At 59.2% G+C, this 18,695-nt stretch carries 13 protein-coding genes and 1 pseudogene; 9 read left to right on the top strand and 5 right to left on the bottom strand.

Annotated elements, in window-relative coordinates; translation table 11 throughout:
- Together AC1DH9_RS03745 and AC1DH9_RS03740 are read left to right on the top strand one after the other, a co-directional pair.
- A partial coding sequence (locus AC1DH9_RS03745; RefSeq protein ID WP_477807811.1) for an acetoin dehydrogenase dihydrolipoyllysine-residue acetyltransferase subunit occupies positions 1-957 on the top strand: 957 nt, incomplete at its 5' end.
- Between the two features lie 90 nt (positions 958-1,047).
- Positions 1,048-2,112: a 2,3-butanediol dehydrogenase gene (locus AC1DH9_RS03740; RefSeq protein ID WP_477806171.1), complete on the top strand. Its 1,065-nt coding sequence runs from the start codon at positions 1,048-1,050 to the stop codon at positions 2,110-2,112.
- Between the two features lie 232 nt (positions 2,113-2,344).
- On the opposite strand, the gene AC1DH9_RS03735 is transcribed toward AC1DH9_RS03740, so the two are convergent.
- The gene (locus tag AC1DH9_RS03735; protein WP_123581587.1) at positions 2,345-2,557 is read right to left on the bottom strand and encodes a hypervirulence associated TUDOR domain-containing protein; all 213 of its coding nucleotides are present in this window, start codon (positions 2,555-2,557) and stop codon (positions 2,345-2,347) included.
- Positions 2,558-2,581: 24 nt separating this feature from the next.
- Positions 2,582-4,906 carry a nitric-oxide reductase large subunit gene (locus tag AC1DH9_RS03730; protein ID WP_427542486.1) on the bottom strand — a complete coding sequence of 775 codons (2,325 nt, stop codon included), beginning with the start codon at positions 4,904-4,906 and terminating at the stop codon, positions 2,582-2,584.
- Between the two features lie 305 nt (positions 4,907-5,211).
- Here AC1DH9_RS03730 and AC1DH9_RS03725 point away from each other — a divergent pair, with 305 nt between their 5' ends.
- From AC1DH9_RS03725 to AC1DH9_RS03695, 7 genes are all read left to right on the top strand, one after another.
- Entirely contained in the window at positions 5,212-5,919 is a 708-nt protein-coding gene (locus AC1DH9_RS03725) for a succinate dehydrogenase iron-sulfur subunit (protein WP_427542489.1), read from the top strand.
- 81 nt (positions 5,920-6,000) lie between these two features.
- Positions 6,001-6,546 carry a DUF488 domain-containing protein gene (locus tag AC1DH9_RS03720; RefSeq protein WP_427542492.1) on the top strand — a complete coding sequence of 182 codons (546 nt, stop codon included), beginning with the start codon at positions 6,001-6,003 and terminating at the stop codon, positions 6,544-6,546.
- Between the two features lie 207 nt (positions 6,547-6,753).
- Positions 6,754-8,424: a glucose-6-phosphate isomerase gene (pgi, locus tag AC1DH9_RS03715; RefSeq protein WP_427542494.1), complete on the top strand. Its 1,671-nt coding sequence runs from the start codon at positions 6,754-6,756 to the stop codon at positions 8,422-8,424.
- 67 nt (positions 8,425-8,491) lie between these two features.
- Positions 8,492-9,520 (top strand): class I fructose-bisphosphate aldolase, encoded by a 1,029-nt coding sequence (locus AC1DH9_RS03710; protein WP_427542497.1) that lies wholly within the window; start codon positions 8,492-8,494, stop codon positions 9,518-9,520.
- Positions 9,517-10,119 (top strand): histidine phosphatase family protein, encoded by a 603-nt coding sequence (locus tag AC1DH9_RS03705; protein WP_477807810.1) that lies wholly within the window; start codon positions 9,517-9,519, stop codon positions 10,117-10,119. Before AC1DH9_RS03710 ends, AC1DH9_RS03705 begins: the two co-directional genes overlap by 4 nt.
- Before the next feature lie 371 nt (positions 10,120-10,490).
- Positions 10,491-10,649 (top strand): DUF3309 family protein, encoded by a 159-nt coding sequence (locus AC1DH9_RS03700; protein ID WP_427542503.1) that lies wholly within the window; start codon positions 10,491-10,493, stop codon positions 10,647-10,649.
- A gap of 215 nt (positions 10,650-10,864) precedes the next feature.
- Positions 10,865-16,288 carry a glucoamylase family protein gene (locus AC1DH9_RS03695; RefSeq protein ID WP_477806170.1) on the top strand — a complete coding sequence of 1,808 codons (5,424 nt, stop codon included), beginning with the start codon at positions 10,865-10,867 and terminating at the stop codon, positions 16,286-16,288.
- 757 nt (positions 16,289-17,045) lie between these two features.
- On the opposite strand, the gene gbdR is transcribed toward AC1DH9_RS03695, so the two are convergent.
- The 3 genes and pseudogenes from gbdR to AC1DH9_RS03680 form a co-directional block, all read right to left on the bottom strand.
- Positions 17,046-18,149, bottom strand: a complete 1,104-nt coding sequence (gbdR, locus tag AC1DH9_RS03690; RefSeq protein ID WP_477807809.1) for a choline metabolism transcriptional regulator GbdR — start codon at positions 18,147-18,149, stop codon at positions 17,046-17,048.
- Positions 18,150-18,398: 249 nt separating this feature from the next.
- Positions 18,399-18,530, bottom strand: a complete 132-nt coding sequence (locus AC1DH9_RS03685) for a type 2 periplasmic-binding domain-containing protein (RefSeq protein ID WP_427542566.1) — start codon at positions 18,528-18,530, stop codon at positions 18,399-18,401.
- 35 nt (positions 18,531-18,565) lie between these two features.
- Positions 18,566-18,695: pseudogene (locus AC1DH9_RS03680) on the bottom strand (GlxA family transcriptional regulator); the annotation flags it as partial.

Raw genomic sequence — 18,695 nt, 5'->3', positions numbered from 1 at the left:
CCTTTTTCCGGGGTGCTTCGTCGGCAGATCGCCCGCCAGGATGAAACCCTCGCGGTGGGTGCGTTGCTCGGCATCGTGGTCGACGGCGAGGCCAGCGAGGTCGAGATCGATGCAGTCGTCGAGCAGTTTCAGGCCACGTTCGTGCCTGGGGACGGCGCCGAGGAGGACCGCGGGCCGAAGCCGCAAAAAGTCGAGCTGGACGGGCGTTTGATCCGTTACTTCGAACGCGGCGAAGGCGGGGTGCCGTTGGTGCTGGTGCACGGTTTTGGCGGTGACCTGAACAACTGGATGTTCAATCATGAAGCATTGGCCGCCGGGCGCCGGGTGGTTGCCCTGGACCTGCCGGGCCATGGCGAGTCTACCAAGCAGCTTGAGCGCGGAGACCTGGATGAGCTGAGCGGCGTAGTGCTGGCACTGCTTGATCACCTGGACATTCCCGCAGCGCATCTGGTGGGGCATTCCATGGGCGGAGCGGTGTCGCTGAACATTGCGCGTCTGGAACCGCAGCGGGTACGGTCCTTGATCTTGATCGGCAGCGCTGGTCTGGGGGAGGGCATCAACGGCGATTACCTGGAAGGTTTTGTCGAGGCTGCCAACCGCAATGCCCTCAAGCCACAGTTGGTGAAACTGTTCTCCAATCCCGAGCTGGTCAACCGGCAGATGCTCGAAGACATGCTCAAGTACAAGCGCCTGGAAGGAGTGGGCGCGGCCCTGCGCCTGCTGGTATCAGGCGTGTTCAAAGACGGATCGCAACAGCTCGATCTGCGCGGCGTGGTGCAGGACGGCCAGCAGCCAGTGTTGCTGATCTGGGGCAGTGACGACGCGATTATTCCGGCGAACCACAGCGCCGGGCTTAAGGCCCAGGTCGAGGTACTGCCAGGTCAGGCGCACATGGTGCAGATGGAAGCGGCCGAGCAAGTCAATCGATTGATTCTGGACTTTGTGCAACAGCACTGACGCCCCTCCTGGCGACCTCTCGCGGGGTGCCAGGAGCAACTATTTCAAGGAGATTTCGCGATGAGCCTTTCAAACAATCCGCAACGCAGTATGCGTGCCGCTGTCTGGCACGGCCGCCACGATATCCGTGTCGAAGACGTTCCGCTACCAATAGCGCCACCTGCCGGCTGGGTGCAGATCCGCGTGCAGTGGTGCGGCATTTGTGGGTCCGATCTGCATGAGTACGTGGCTGGGCCGGTGTTCATACCGGTTGACGCACCACACCCACTGACCGGGATCAAGGGCCAGTGCATTCTCGGTCATGAGTTTTGTGGCGAAATCGTCGAGCTCGGTGCCGGTGTTCAGGGTTTCAACGTCGGCGAACCGGTGGCGGCCGACGCCTGCCAACATTGCGGCAGCTGCTACTACTGCACCCACGGGCTGTACAACATCTGCGAGAACCTGGCCTTCACCGGGCTGATGAATAATGGTGCCTTCGCCGAACTGGTCAACGTGCCGGCCAACCTGTTGTACAAGTTGCCGGCGAACTTTCCTGCTGAAGCGGGGGCATTGATCGAGCCCTTGGCGGTAGGCATGCACGCGGTGAAAAAAGCCGGAAGCCTGCTCGGGCAGAACGTTGTAGTCGTTGGTGCAGGCACCATTGGATTGTGCACCATCATGTGCGCCAAGGCTGCCGGTGCGGCCCAGGTGATCACTCTGGAAATGTCTGGAGCGCGCAAGGCCAAGGCCCTGGAAGTGGGGGCGACCCATGTGCTCGACCCCAATGAATGCGATGCCTTGGCTGAGGTATGGCGCCTGACGGGTGGGCTCGGGGCAGATGTCAGCTTCGAATGCATCGGCAACAAACACACGGCCAAGCTCGCGATCGATCTGATCCGCAAGGCCGGCAAGTGCGTACTGGTGGGGATCTTTGAGGAGCCCAGCGAGTTCAACTTTTTCGAGTTGGTAGCTACCGAAAAACAGGTGCTGGGTGCGCTGGCCTATAACGGCGAGTTCGCCGATGTGATCGCTTTTATCGCTGATGGCCGGCTGGACATCACTCCGCTGGTGACTGGGCGCATTCAGTTGGAGCAGATCGTGGGGCAGGGCTTCGAGGAACTGGTCAACAACAAGGAGCACAACGTCAAAATCATCGTGTCGCCCGCTCGAGTCTGAAGCGGCTGAATCGGACGATGACCCAGACTGTGTGAAAATGCATGCACGGTATTGAAGTCCCCGTTGCTATCGGATTCGGTGGTAGCCGACGGTCATCACATAGTCGCGCATCGCGGTCATTGAGTATGTCCACCGGCGGGGAATCCTGACTCTTCCTGGAAGCATCCGTCTTCCCCGCAACAGCTCCTCGCTAATGCCGTTCTTTTTGTTAGCCGAACGCAACAGGGGGGGCTCAGCTGATCTTGTGCAGCGCCGCGCCCTTATGCATCGCAATGTGTTCGGTCTTGTCGCTCTTGATTTCGTACTGCGGTTCGTCGGCACTAGCGTGGTGCGTGTAGCCCTTGTATTCGGTGTCTTTCGTATGCACCTTGATGATCGTGCCACTTACGCGGCCCGCTTCCGAATTCCAGCTCACGTGATCGCCTACCTTGAATTTTGTGACCATTTGAATGAGTTCTCCTGATGCTGTTCAAGATTTCAAAGAGACTTTCGGATCGTAGGATTCTCGTGTCGCGCGCACGCCGATGTAGGCTTTGATTGCGGCGATAACCAATGGCATCGCGCCGAAGATGATGAACACCAGGTCGCCAGGGAGACGCAGCCACTCGATCAGGCGGGCGGTGTGGGTGCCTGTATAATCCAGGCTGCGCGCATGCCAGTAACCGTGTTGCACCACATCCCATACCTGCAGCACGCCGCCGGGAAACAGGCTCAACGCTACCATCATCAGCAGGCCGATGTTGGTGCCCCAGAAACCGACCCGGATGTATTTCTCGATAACTGGCCAGCGCCCGTCATCGGTAGTCTGGCGCAGCACGAATACCATCAATGCGATTGCCAGCATGCCGAACACACCCATCATCGCAGCATGGCCGTGGTTKGGCGTGAGGATGGTACCGACCTCGTAATAGCTGATGATTGGCAGGTTAATCAGGAAACCGAACACACCTGCACCAAGGAAATTCCAGAAACCCACCGCGATCAGGAAATAGAATGTCCACTTGTGCGGTACCGCGATGGGCCGATCACTGGTATCGCGGTCGCCGCGGGTCGTGCGCACGAAATCCCAGGCATCCAGTGTCAGCAGGGTCAGCGGCACTACTTCCAGCACCGAGAACATCGCCGACATCGCCATGTTGAATTGGCTCTGGCCATTGAAATACCAGTGATGACCGGTGCCGATCAGACCACCACCGAAATACAGGATGGCGTCCAGATAGATCACCCGCAGCGCGGTGTTTCGCCGGGTCAGGCCGAGCTGGAAGAGTGTGAGTGCCACCACTGTGGTGGCGAAGAACTCGAAGAAGCCTTCTACCCATAGATGGATGATCCAGAACCGCCAAGTGTCGACAACTGTGAAGTTGGTCTTTGCGCCAAAGAACAGTGCCGGGAGATAGAACACGGGGATCGCCAGTGACGCGTACAGGAACATCCGCGCCAGCGGCCGTGCCTCCGGATTGGCCACCGTGCGTGGCCGCGCCAGCCACCACAACATGGCAAACCAGCCGAGCAGACCGACTACCAGCAGGTATTGCCAGAAACGACCGATTTCCAGGTATTCCCAGCCCTGGTCGCCGAACCAGAACCACCACTTGCCCAGCAGGTCGGACATACCCGCCCATTCGCCGAGCAGGCTCGCGCCGATCACCACGACAAACGCGGCGAACAGCAGATTGATCACCGGCACCAGCCAGCGCGGCTCGTCGGCCCGCAGCGAACGGCCCAGGAACAGCGCCGCAGCGACGTAGGCTGTAGCGATCCAGAAAATCGCCGTCTGCAGATGCCAAACCCGCAGCAGATTGCTGGGAAAGATCTTCTCCAGTTGGAAGCCGTAGAAGCTGCCGGGGTCTGCCCGGAAATGGGACACGCCGCCGCCCACCAATGTCTGTATCAGGAACAGTAGCGTCACTACCACGAAAAATTTCACCAGCGCACGCTGGCCGCGGCTGGCCTGTCCCGGAATGACCTGAGGGTGCACATGATGACCACGGTTGACCCAGCCCAGATAATCGAACTTGCCGAATACCAGCAACACCGCGCCGATGCCACCGATTAGCACCACAAGGCTCAGCGCACTCCACAGCAAGGTACCCGGAGGCGGTCGATTCCCGACGTCCGGATCGTAGGGGAAGTTATTGGTATATGAGTAATTGCTGCCTGGGCGATCGGCGACCGAAGCCCATGCCGCCCAAGTGACGAACGCGCTGAACTGGTGCAGTTCGACCGGGTCGGTAATCAGATCGGGCTTGAGGCCTCCATTGCGCGCCGGATCGTGGAAATAACTCTTCCAGCGGTCGGTCTGCTGGCGATACGCGTGCGCTTCCGGGGCGCTGAGTGATAGCGTGTCGTGCTCGGCGTCGTAGCGGTTGGTCTTCAATGTCACCGCGACCTGAGCGCGGACCGATGCCGCCTGGATCGGTGTCAGTTCGGCCATTGGCTTGGCGTATTGCTGCTGCGCCAGCGCTGAGGCGACGTCGTCACCGATCTCGTGCAGTGCCTCGGCGCCATAGTCGGGGCCGAGGTAGGCGCCATGTCCCCAGATGGTGCCATTGTCCATCAAGCCGTAACGCAGGAACAGCGCCTGGCCGTTGCTGATGTCGTCAGCGGTGAAGACGGTGGCACCGCTGGCGTCCTTGACCTGGCCCGGTATCGGCGGCGCATTGCGATAAGCCAACAGGGTGATCACCAGCAGGGCAACCAGGCCGAACACCAGCACGATCAGTACCGAGCGGACCCACCACGGCGACAGCGGAGAGTCTTCGGGTTCGTTCTTCGGTTGCGCGGCTTCGGCCATGATCCTTTTACCCCTTGACTTGGAAGTATCGTGGCGTGTCGGCGGGACTCGCTTGGAGATTCTGCAGCTTGGCGAGATTACGGCGGTGCGCTGTGACGGCTAAGTGTAGGCGACGATTCGCGTTTTCTGTCAGCGACGCTTCACCGCCCGCTCTATAGCTCGCGCGGATGCAAGTTCGTCCAGTCGTCATTAACGTCTATGCTCCATGTGAGGAGTTCTCCTGAGCGACCGGATGTGGTCGCCGGGCGCTTGCCGGATCAAGGCACTGTTCACGCTCGTCGTAATCGGTAGAGGAGAAAAGAGCTGTGATCGAAGTACAGGTCTATCGCTACCACCCGGAACAAGATCGCTCGCCCTGGATGCAGTCGTTGTCGTTGCCCGAGGAGTTCCGGGTGCGAATGGTGCTGGATGCGCTGGAGTTCCTGCATGAGGCAGATCAGACGCTAGTCTATCGGCGCTCCTGTCGGGAGGGGGTTTGCGGCTCGGATGGCATGAATATCAACGGCAAGAACAGGTTGGCTTGCATCACGCCGGTTTCGCAGGCCCTGGGCACGGCCAGCCTACTGATCATCAGACCTTTGCCCGGCATGCCGGTCATCCGCGATCTGGTCGTCGATCAGAGTCTCTTCTTTCAGCAGTACGAGAGTATCAAGCCATGGCTGATCAACCACGAGCCAGCACCGGCCATCGAGCGTCTCCAGTCCCCCGAAGAGCGCGCTAAGCTCGACGGGCTGTATGAATGCATCCTCTGTGGCTGCTGTTCCTCGCAATGTCCATCCTGGTGGTGGAATCCGGAAAAGTTCGTAGGTCCAGCCGGGCTGTTGCAAGCATGGCGTTTCATCACCGACAGCCGCGATCAGGCCACGGCGCAACGGCTAGAGCGGCTGGAGGACCCGTTCAGCTTGTTCCGTTGCCGCAGCATCGGCAACTGTTCATGGGTCTGCCCCAAGGGCCTCAATCCCATGGGGGCCATCGGAAAAATTCGCCAGGAGCTGTTCCGAAAATCCACCTAGGATGCTGGATCAACTCAATGAATCAGCTCGGCTTCCAAAGACTCTTTAGAGTGCCTTTTTTATAGGACGGATCAAAGACTGATGTTCGAAGCTCCAGTCGTTTATACAATAGGGCACTCCACCAGAACCCTTCCGGARTTTATCGAATTACTTCAGTTCAGGAACATCGAGTGGGTCGTGGATATTCGTAGTGTGCCTCGCTCGCGAACGAATCCCCAGTTCAATCTGGATAGACTGCCGGAGGCGCTTGCCGCGCATAAAATCGGTTATATGCAAATACCGGAGCTGGGTGGATTACGAAAAAAATCCAAAACAGTGCCGCCGGATATTAACGGGTTTTGGATCAACCAAAGTTTTCATAACTATGCTGATTACGCATTGTCCGATGAATTTGAATCGGGACTCTCACGATTGTCAGCGCTCAGTCAGGACCGTCAGTGCGCGATCATGTGTGCGGAAGCCGTCTGGTGGCGTTGCCATCGTCGGATCGTTGCAGACTACCTTCTCCACCGCGGCCGGCTAGTCATTCATCTGATGGGCCGGTCCAAAGCTGAATCAGCAACAATGAATCGGGCAGCGACCCCTGCGGGGCATTCCCTTGTCTACCCGGCGCAGACTGTCGGATGAGGGGGGCCTGACATCGAGGTTGACGACGCATTCATGCCCCGTCTTCCGAGTGAGCCCGATACACATCTCTATGTGCGGCATCGTACCGATCACACGTCGGCTTTTGTGCATTCTGACTACCTTGAAAAGCGAACATCAATCTGGCGTCTCGATCGTTTTTTGCGTTGCGATTAGCTGCCGGAAACTCGCCACCACTGGCGCGCTCGAATGAGTGAGCAAGTCATGAAAGAGTCAAATGCATCGTGCTCGCCATCTCTGACACAGTGCCCTGCCTGGAAAGCGCTAGAGGTGCATTATCAGACGGTGCACAAACTGCAACTGCGACAATTGTTTGGCGACGATCCTAAACGTGGCGAGCGCTTCAGCACGCAAGCGTGCGGAATTTACCTCGATTACTCAAAAAACCGCGTCACCGATGAAACGATGCATTTGCTCCTGCGACTGGCTGAGGCGCGCGGCTTGCGCGAACGTATCGAAGCGATGTTCACGGGCCAGAAAATTAATGTGACGGAGCAACGCGCGGTGCTTCACGTCGCGCTGCGCGCACCCAAGGAGGAGCGAATTGTGATAGATGGCATCGACATCGTGCCGCAAGTACACACGATGCTCGAAAAAATGACCGATTTCGCGCGCAAAATTCGGGGTGGTGAATGGCTGGGTTTTACAGGCCTGCCGATCTGCAATGTGGTCAATATCGGTATAGGCGGCTCTGATCTCGGGCCGGTGATGGCCTATGAAGCGTTGCGCCATTACTGTCAGCGCAACCTGACATTCCGATTCATTTCGAATGTCGACAGTACTGATTTTGTCGAGGCGACACGCGATCTTGACCCGGCGGAAACGTTGTTCATTGTCTGCTCGAAAACCTTCACCACGCTCGAGACATTGACCAACGCCCATACCGCGCGCGCTTGGGTTTTAAGCAACCTTGGAAATGAGCGGGCAATAGCGAAGCATTTTGTTGCCGTTTCGACCAATACCGAGGCGGTTACCCAGTTCGGCATCGATACCCAGCATATGTTTCGCTTATGGGATTGGGATGGTGGTCGCTACTCAATGGATTCGGCAATTGGTTTGTCGACGATGCTGGCTATCGGGCCGGAAAATTTCCGCGCAATGCTGTCCGGCTTTCATGCCATGGACCAGCACTTTCGCAGCACCCCATTCGAGGACAATCTGCCGGTTCTGATGGGGTTGCTAGCCGTGTGGTACAACAATTTCTTTGGTGCTCAAACCGTCGCGGTGCTGCCCTATGAGCAATATCTGAAGCGCTTTGCGGCCTATTTGCAGCAGTTGACAATGGAAAGCAATGGTAAACAGGTCACGCTCGATGGTGCACGCGTCGATTATCCAACGGGCCCCGTCTATTGGGGTGAGCCCGGCACCAATGGCCAGCATTCGTTTTATCAACTGATCCATCAAGGTACGCCATTGATACCGTGTGACTTTATCGGTTTTTGCCAGGCATTGAACGCCTTGCAGCCGCACCACGATCTCTTGATGGCGAATCTGTTCGCCCAGACTGAGGCGCTTGCTTTCGGCAGAACGGAAGCAGAAGTCAAAGCGGCGGGAGTCCCTGACTGGCTGATACCGCATCGCGTTTTTGAAGGCAACCGTCCCACCAACACCCTGCTTGCCGAACGGCTGACGCCCGAAACATTGGGGAGTCTCGTAGCGCTTTATGAACACAGTGTCTTTACTCAAGGAACGATCTGGAACATCGATTCATTCGATCAGTGGGGCGTCGAGCTCGGCAAGTCGATGGCGCAGAAAACCCTCTCTGAGTTGACCGGCAATGCTGATCCCTTGCTAAACCATGACAGCTCGACCGCTGCGCTTATCCGACGCTACCGTCAACTCAGAGAAGGGCAATCATGACCCGATAGGTTGTTGGGCGATGAGCGTTATTGGAACGCCTGACTCCGCTCTTAACAAGGGGATGAGCATGAATGCGCAAGCGCTAATAAACACCGCAAGGACGCTGGTCACCGGCGACAAAGGGTTGCTGGCCATGGACGAAAGCAACGCCACGTGTAACCGACGCTTTGCCCAGTCAGGTATTCCCCAGACCGAGGAGGCTCGGCGCGCCTATCGGGAGCTAATTGTGACAACGCAGGGGCTCGTTCAATACATCAATGGTGCAATTCTCTACGATGAAACAATCCGTCAGCGAACAAAAAATGGCGCCTCATTTAGTAAAGCCCTGAGTGACGCGGGCATTATTCCCGGCATAAAAGTGGACATCGGTACAACAGACTTGGCCGGTTATCCTGGAGAGAAAATCACTGAGGGTTTGGACGGGTTGCGTGATCGGCTCAAAGAATACTTTCAAATGGGCGCCCGGTTTGCCAAGTGGCGCGCGGTGATCACCCTCGGCGATGACATTCCCAGCACCGGTTGCATCGAGGCCAACGCCCAGGCGCTGGCCCGGTATGCCGCGTTGTGCCAGGAGTCGGGGATGGTCCCCATCGTCGAGCCGGAAGTGCTTATGGACGGAGAACATACCCTGGAACGGTGCGCCGCAGTAACGGAGGAAGTTCTGCGAATCGTCTTCAATCAGTTGCACGCCCAACGAGTGCTGCTTGAAGGGATGCTTTTGAAGCCTAATATGGTGCTTCCCGGCTTGGCTTGCACCACACCGATAACGGTGGGCGCGGTAGCCGACTCAACCGTGAGTTGTCTCTTGCGAACCGTACCCGCCGCGGTGCCGGGCATTACGTTCTTGTCGGGGGGGCAATCGGGAAAGTTGGCTTCGGCACGATTAAATGCCATGAATGCGAAATTCAAGTCACGGCTGCCCTGGGCATTGGCATTTTCGTTTGCTCGTGCTGTCCAGCAACCGGCTTTGGAGATTTGGTGCGGTGAGGAGGCCAACGTAGTGGCAGCACAACAGGCTCTGTTACACCGGCTCAGATGTAACCACGCGGCATGCCGTGGTGAATACGACGCTGCTCTGGACGGGCTGGCCGTATGATGCCCCCCATACCCACGCCCGTGCATCTTTATCTTGTCAGACACGGCGAAACTGAATGGACGCTTTCTCGGCAGCATACGGGCCGCACGGATATTCCGTTGACCGCACGTGGCGAGAGCGAGGCGAAGAAACTTGCATCGCACCTGCTGGATATCCCATTTACCCATGTTCTGACCAGCCCATTACGACGTGCGCAACAAACCTGTGTGTTGGCGGGGCAGGGGGCGCATGCCGTAATCGTCCCGGACTTGGCGGAGTGGGACTATGGCGACTACGAAGGGCAGCGTTCAGTCGACATTCTTAAACAGCGAAAGGGCTGGAATCTTTTTCGCGATGGCTGTCCGCAGGGTGAAAGCCCTGCGCAAATTGCCCATCGCGCTGATCAGGTTATCGCCCGGCTGCGTGCGCTGGATGGCAATATTGCGCTCTTCTCTCATGGTCAATTCGCTTCCGTCCTGGCCGTGCGATGGATTGGTTTATCTGTGATAGCAGYGCAGCATTTTCCACTGGATACGGCCTCGCTCAGCATTCTCACTTATGACACTCATCACCCCGACGTGCCGGTCATCGCATTATGGAATGCGTTCTCGGATGCCTGACCTGGATCCTCTATCCAATCAACTGTAATGAGTGTCCTTGGGAACGGTGAGAAGCTTGATTTTCACTTGGATTCTCAACGGTCCGTCATTGAGCTTTAACAACTCGCTCATCATCCAAAGCCGCCAGCCTTTTCCGAGTACCAAACAGACTCGGTCCTGAACTTGTGCTCAATCCGACAACAATCGAATTGCTATGGGTACTCACCAAAGAGATCCATCGAGGCGAGGTATTGCGGTCCCTTACGGACTATGTACGTCAGCGTACAGACTGATCCCCATGAAGGTGCGCAATCTGGTATCAGTCAGTTGGCCGGGTGCTCTCTGAGTGACAGCCAGCAAGCCCGTTTTTCCATGGGTCCGAGGAGATAGTCATGAGCTTGGGCACAATTGTGGTAATCATCCTCATTCTGCTGCTGATCGGCGCTTTCCCGAGTTGGCCGCATAGCAGGAATTGGGGATACGCACCAACCGGTGGGTTGGGTATTGTGCTGGTCATCGTCATCGTGCTGCTCTTGATGGGACGGCTTTGACTGACAGGGGCCCGGCAGGACTGGACAGCGCAGCGATATCGACGCGTTCGATCCTGCGCCGGGCGTTTGGGCTGCGTTCTGAGTCACCACCATGGACTGACCACGCGCCAATACGGGAGGCGCTTTTCGGTATTGAGCGGCTTGAGCAACATGCCGCGAGCCTGGCCGTCGCCCAGCAAGTAACCCTCAGGCCACCCGCCGTACTGTCCTTGAATGTGCGCCTTGACGACAATGCTGCGATCCTGCTCGCCGCCTACCGGGCGAGCGCCGCTGAGCTCGAGAGYGGCCAGAGCGTGGTGCCCGCCGCCGAATGGCTGCTGGACAACTACCACATCGTCGAGGAACAGATCCGGGAGATCCGGGATGATCTGCCACCTGGCTACTACCGCCAGTTACCGAAGCTCGCCGAGGGACCGTTCGCCGGCTACCCGAGGGTCTTCGGCCTGGCCTGGGCCTTCGTCGCGCATACCGACAGCCACCTCGACCTCGAGATGCTGCGATGTTTCATCGACGCCTACCAGCGGGTCCAGCCGCTGACCATCGGCGAGTTGTGGGCTGTGGCGATCACCCTGCGTATTGTCCTGATCGAGAACCTGCGCCGACTCGCCGAGCAGATCGACGACGGCCGTGCGGCCCGTGCGGACGCCGACGAGCTGGCCGATCGTTTACTCGAACCCGCCAGCGCCCTTGCGGCGTTGGCAGATATCGCCGCGCGTCCGCTCGGGCCGYTGCCCGAGCTGTTCGCCGCCCAGCTTGCCAAACGCCTGCGTGATCAGGATCCGCGTACGACCCCGGCACTGGGCTGGCTGGACGAACGTCTGCAAGAACAGGGCGTTAGCATCGAGGACGTCGTGCAGCATGCCCAGCAACGCCAGGGCGCCTCGAATGTCACAGTACGCAACATCATCACCAGCATGCGGCTGATTTCCGATATTGACTGGGCCAAGCTGTTTGAAAGCGTCAGCCTGGTCGATGCGCGCTTGCGCGCGGGCAGTGCGTTTGCCCTCATGGACTTCCCAACGCGCAACTTGTATCGCAGCGCTATCGAGCAACTGGCGCGTGGCTCGGCGCTCTCGGAACTGGAGGTCGCCGACCGGGCCTTGAAGGCCGCCCTCCTGGCCGAACGCGCGGAGCAGGACGAGGAGCGGGGCGGGCGAGCGAGCGATCCTGGTTACCACCTGATCACCGAGGGACGCCCGGCGCTGGAGCGGGCCATAGGCTTTCGCGCGCCTCTGCGCCTTCGCATCAGCCGCTTCAACATTCGCTTGGGCATCGGCGGCTATGTTGGCGGCATTTTCTTGCTGACCACGCTGCTGCTGGCGCTAATGGCTTGGGCCTTGGCGGTGCCGTCCGTGGCTGTTGGCTGGATCCTGTTGTTCCTGCTGTCGATGTTCGTGCCGGTCACCGAGGTGGCCACGGCGCTGGTCAATCGCATGATCACCTGGAGTTTCGGTGCCATTACTCTGCCGGGGTTGGAGTTGTCCGCCGGTGTGCCGCAGGCGCTACGTACGCTGATCGCAGTGCCGACGCTGTTGACCAGTGAAGCCGACCTGTTGGAGCAGATCGAGCGGCTGGAGGTCCACCATCTGGCGGGTATCGGCGGCGATCTGGCTTTTGCCCTGCTGGCCGATGGCGTCGATGCGCAGCAAGAGCAGCTCGATAGCGATGAGCACCTGCTGACGGTGGCTGCCGAGGCGATCGGACAGCTGAATCGCCGCTATGGGCCCGGGCCCGGCGGCCAGCGCTTCTTCTTGCTTTGTCGGCGACGCCTGTTCAATGCCAGCGAGCAGTGCTGGATGGGCTGGGAACGCAAGCGCGGCAAACTGCGCGAGCTAAACCGCCTGCTGCGCGGGGGTGGCGAGACGAGTTTCATGCCCATCGCCGGCGAGCCACCGCGAGTGCCGTCCGGGGTGCGCTACGTGATCACCCTTGACGCCGATACCCGCCTTCCGCGAGAGGCCGCGCTGCGGCTGATTGGCAAAATGGCCCACCCGTTGAACCACCCACGTTTCGACGCCGCGCTGAAGCGCATCGTCAGCGGCTACGCGATCCTCCAGCCACGGGTCACGCCCTCTCTGCCGCTGGGCGGCAAGGGTTCCTTTTACCAGCAGGTGTTCTCCGGTCCCGGCGGCATAGATCCCTACGCGGCGGCGGTTTCGGATGTTTACCAGGACCTCTTCGGCGAAGGTTCCTACACCGGTAAAGGTATCTATGATGTGGATGCCTTCGAAGCCGCGCTCGGTGGCCGGGTCGGCGACAACCGGCTGCTCAGTCATGATCTGTTCGAGGGCATCTTCGCCCGCGCCGGCCTGGCCTCGGATGTCGAAGTGATCGAAGAGTCCCCGGCGCGCTTCGATGTCACCGCCAAACGTCTGCACCGCTGGACGCGCGGCGACTGGCAATTGCTTCCTTGGGTGTTCGGACACTGGACGGGGGGCCAGGCGGTGCCGCTGATTGGCCGCTGCAAGATGTTCGATAACCTGCGTCGCTCGTTGTTCGCGCCCTTTGCCCTGGCCAGTCTGGTGTTCTGCTGGTGGCTGCCATTGCCCCTGGCGCTGCTCGCTACACTGTTCGTGCTGACGACCCTGATGATCCCGGCCCTGCTGCCGACCCTCTGCTCCCTGCTGCCGCAGCGGCGCGGCATCCGTCTGCGAAACCACTTTGGTATGCTCGGTGCCGACCTGCGCCGCGCGATTCTGCAGATTGTGCTCTCGCTGGCCTTTTTGGCGGACCTTGCATGGCGCATGGGTGATGCTATCGGACGCACCTTGATGCGGGTGTTCTCCAGCCACGATCACCTGCTCGAATGGACCACCGCCGCGCAGGCCTCCAGCTGCCCTTTGCCAGACCTGAGCGGCAGCTACCGACAGATGGCCGGTGGCACCGTGCTGGCGCTGCTGATGAGCGCCGCCGGGCTGGCCTTAGTGCCGAGTTCCTGGCCGCTGGTCGGGCCGCTGGCATTGCTCTGGCTGACGGCGCCAGCGCTGGCTCTGCTCAGCAGCCGGCCATCGAAGGTCGCCCGCCAGCGTACGGCTTCGCCGCTGGACGCCCATGCACTGCGCCTGACCGCGCGGCACACTTGGCGCTTCTTCGAAACCTTCGTCACAGCGGAGGATAACCTGCTGCCGCCAGACAATTTCCAGGAACAGCCCAAACCGGTGCTCGCACACCGCACCTCGCCGACCAATATCGGGCTCTACCTGCTTTCGGCAGTCGCTGCCCGGGATTTTGGCTGGGCCGGCAGCATGGAGACGCTCGAACGCCTGGAAGCGACCATAGCAACCCTGGAGAAGCTGCCGCGCTACCGCGGGCATTTTTTCAACTGGTATGCGACCCGCGACCTGCGCGCCCTGGATCCGGCCTATGTGTCGTCGGTCGATAGCGGCAACTTCGCCGGGCACCTGATCGTGCTCGCCAACGCCTGCGAGGAGTGGCGGGAAAGCCCGTTGGCGCAGGAGGCCTGCCGCGGCCTGATGGACGACCTGTGGCTGGTCCAGGAGGCCATTGCCAGGCTGTCGGGCGCGGGTGGCGAGCCGCTGCGGCAACTGCGCGAAGACCTGGAGGACGTCCGCGTCCATTTGGCGGGGCTGCAAGCGTTCGACGGACTGCTGCCGAATCTGAAGCGGCTGACCGAGAAGGCCGTCAAGGTGGCTGTCAGGGTCGCTCCGGTCGGCGAGGGCGATGACTTGCTGTTCTGGGTCGAAGCGCTGCGCAAGGCAGTGGCCGAACACCTGCGCGACCGCACGTTGCCGGACGAGGCGCGGTCGACACTGGCGCAGCGCTTGCAGACCCTCGCCGATACAGCCCGGGCGATGGCCGGGGCAATGGACTTCGGCTTCCTGCTCGACCCCGAACGCAAGCTGCTGTCGATCGGCTACTCCCAGATCGACAATCGCCTCGATCCGAACTGCTATGACTTGCTCGCCTCGGAAGCACGACTGGCCAGCCTGTTCGCCATTGCCAAGGGGGATGCCCCGACTCGTCACTGGTTCCGTCTCGGGCGCACCGCAACGCCGGTCCCCGGCGGCTCAGCGCTGATATCCTGGTCCGGCTCGATGTTTGAATACCTGATGCCGTCGCTGGTGATGCGCGCGCCGGCTGGCAGTCTGCTGGAACAGAGCAATCGCCTGGTGGTGGCGTTGCAGGAATCCTACGGCCGTTCGTTGGGCATCCCCTGGGGGATCTCGGAGTCCGCCTACAACGCCCGCGACCTGGAGTTCACTTATCAGTACTCCAACTTCGGCGTGCCCGGGCTTGGCCTCAAACGCGGGCTGTCCGAGAATGTGGTGATCGCGCCCTATGCGACCGGCCTGGCGGCGATGATCGATCCACAGGCGGCGCGGCGCAATTACGAGCGGCTGGCCGGGATGGGCGCGCAGGGCCGCTATGGCTTTTACGAGGCGCTGGACTTCACCCGCTCACGGCTGCCGGATGACGAGAGCGTGGCGATCGTTCGCTGCTTTATGGCCCACCATCAGGGCATGACTATCGTCGCCATCGCCAATACCTTGCACGATGGCAGGATGCGCTGTCGCTTCCACCGCGAACCGATGATCCAGGCCTGCGATCTRCTGCTGCAGGAGCGCGTGCCACGGGACGTAGTGCTGGCGCATCCACGGGCCGAAGAGGTGACGGTTTCCGCGACCGAGGGCCGTAGCGAAACACCGACCCAGCGGCGCATCACTGCGGGAGGCGGAGCGCCGATCACCCATCTGCTTTCCAACGGCCGCTACGCACTGATGCTCACCTCGGCAGGCGGCGGTTACAGTCGTTGGGGCGATATCGACGTGACGCGCTGGCGTGAGGACGCCACCTGCGATGACTGGGGCAGCTTCATCTTCCTGCGTGACACCCAGAGCGGGGAAGCCTGGTCGGCGACGCTGCAGCCTAGCGGCCGCGACGTGGAAAACGGCGAGGTGCTGTTCAAAGAGGATCAGGCCGAGTTCATCCATCGCCAAGGCTCGCTGGTGACCAGCCTGGAAGTGCTGGTGTCCGGCGAGGACGACGGCGAAGTGCGACGAGTTTCGCTGATCAACAACGGGCGCCGGCCACGCGACATCGAACTGACCTCCTATGCCGAGGTGGTCCTGGCGACCCGGGCCGCTGACAGCGCGCATCCGGTTTTCTCGCGAATGTTCGTGCAGACCGAATACCTCGCCGAATTCACAGCACTGGTCGCCACTCGGCGTCCGCGCGGACCGGAGGAAACGCCAGTATGGGCGGCGCACTTCGTGGTGGTGGAAGGCGAGCTGATCGCTGACCCGCAGTACGAGTCCGACCGCATGCGTTTCCTTGGCCGCAACCGTAGTGTGCGCGAGGCGCTGGCGATCACCGGGCATCGAGCGCTGTCGAACAGCCAGGGGACGGTGCTCGACCCGATCTTTTCCTTGCGTCAACGCCTGCGGGTTGGGCCCGGTAAAGTAGCGCGGGTAGCTTTCTGGACGGTGATCGCAAGCTCGCGGAAGACAGGACGCATCTATAGCCTCAAGCCGGGCAGTGAGTTCGTTATTTTCCGGAAATTGATCCAGCCCCGATGGTCGCCATTGGGCGTAGTAAGATTAGAAACAGTTTCGGAGAATTGTAGACGGTCAGCTTTCGCTTTAGGCAACACAGGTCAATGGACGCAAATCTTAGCGTGACTCTGAAGAGAGATGTCTACGCTCATGAAAAACCAGTCAGCACAGGTTCGTGAAAAAACCGACACAGAATCGCGGAAATGGACAAGGAGGAAAGTTCCGCCCTGACACATCATTTAACATAATATACATTATGCGTTCCTTAGGGTTCTTACGTGGGGGGCTCGGGTGGTCAGATTTGAAGCCTGACGCGCGTCTTATCGCACACGCCTGAGCGATAACCTTCATCTGTTGGCAGATATCCGATCAGGCATGAACGAACTGGTTTTCATCCTGGTTAGCTCTCGCTGCCTGAAGTAATTGTATGAGTCGAGCCTTTTGTCTCTCGTTCACGGATTTGCTTTCTGACTTCAAATACCGCGCTGAGTGAAATCTGCAGCTTCCAGCATAGAGTTGGTGCGCAGATTTCAAGGGTGGCCATACGCGGAAATGACCAACTCCGGCTGTTTACATGCAGATGCGGAATGTACCGTGGAGCTGTTGCTACCACGAAATATTCCGGAAACTTCGCCATAATTTAGCTCGAGGAAAAGCTCAGTAAAATTCTAGTGCGGTGCTGTTGTAAATCACAATTTTGACTTGTTAACCATCGTGGTTAACAAGTCAAAAAACAAGTTTACAGAAGGGTGCTTTATCTACCTGTAAACCTTGATATTTCTAGCGTTCCTAGATTTTCAACTTCCTGATAATGTCCTGAAACTTCGATACAAAGTCTTCAATAGACGAAGCCCCCTCCTCCCCTCCTTTGAGTGATACAAATCTATATCCGGACGCTGGCAAAGGTTGATTCATTGCGGGCCTGGCTGAGCGTCGACATTGCTCTAGACAATGGTGACAGCACCAAGGCTTGTGGCAACGGAATCAACGCCACTTGTTGCGCGGTGTTGGAGCCGACGCGCTCGTCGCGTGGCGGAATGCCGTAGTATTCGCGGTAGCACTTGGAGAAGTGTGGCGTGGATATGAACCCACAGATAGACGCCACTTCAATGATCGACATTGGTGTCTGCTTGAGCAACTGCCGCGCACGCACCAAACGCAGTTTCAGGTAATAACGCGACGGCGAGCAGTGCAGGTATTTCTGGAACAGCCGCTCCAGCTGACGACGTGAAACAGCGACGTACACCGCTAGCTCATCGAGGTCGATCGGCTCTTCAAGGTTGGCCTCCATCAGCGCGACGATTTCCTGCAACTTCGGCTGATTGGTGCCCAGCATGTGCTTGAGCGGTACGCGCTGATGATCTTGTTCGTTACGGATGCGCTCGTAGACAAACATTTCCGAAATCGCCGCCGACAGTTCGCGGCCGTGGTCGCGGCTGATCAGGTGCAGCATCATGTCCAGTGGCGCGGTGCCGCCGGAGCTGGTGAAACGGTTACGGTCCAGAGTGAACAGACGCGTGCTCATGACCACCCGCGGGAAAGCTTCCTGCATCGACGCCAGGCACTCCCAGTGCACGCTGCAATCGAAACCGTCCAGCAGACCGGCGCAGGCCAGGGCCCAACTGCCGGTGCAGACTGCACCGAGGCGGCGCGACTGACGGGCCTGGCTTTGCAGCCACGACACGTGCTCACGGGTCACCGTGCGTTGAATGCCGATGCCGCCACAGACAATCACGGTGTCCATGGGCGGGGCTTTGTRCATGGACGCATCCGGTGTGATTTGCAGGCCGTCACTGGCCCAGACCTGACCGCCGTCAGCGGTGAGGGTGCTCCAGCGATACAACTCGCGACCAGATAGTTGGTTGGCCATGCGTAGCGGCTCGACCGCCGAGGCCAGGGAAATCAGCGTGAAATTGTCCAGCAACAGAAAGCCGATGGATTGTGGGATGCGGTTTTGGGGGTGGGCCCCGGAGTTTTGCGACATCATTGAGGTATCTCCTCACACAGGACAGATCATGGCCCCAGACGCAGGCTCTTTTTATTACCTGTCCAGCAAATGGCGGGCTACTGGCAGTGACGTGAGCAAGCGTCATGCCAAAGACAAATTGAGCTCCAATGACTTTTAGAAATTAACCCCACCATTTTTTGATTATAGAAGGTCGCAAGAGCAATTAGTTGCAAGTGGCAAGGGCTGAGTTAGCACCTTTATTCATGAGAAATGAGCAATTCAGTACCATTAGGCACTGCCATCGCGGTGAGGTCCGACAAACTCATGCCCCCAGACTTCCTTGAAGCGTACTGACTTGCGCGAGACCAGTGCATGGCCGACAGGTACGACCAAAGTCAGTTCGTCATTACGATCAGGCACCGTTTCCAGACATTGGTGGGATTAAATCCCGACATCTATATCCGGACGCTGGCAAAGGTTGATTCGTTGCGGGCCTGGCTGAGCGCCGACAGCGGTCCGGACAGCTGCGACAGCACCAGAGCTTGCGGGATCGGCATCATCGCCACTTGTTGCGCGGTGTTGGAG

The sequence above is a fragment of the Pseudomonas sp. 05T35 genome (genome assembly GCF_056396605.1).
This window is presented reverse-complemented; position numbering and strand designations above follow the sequence as displayed.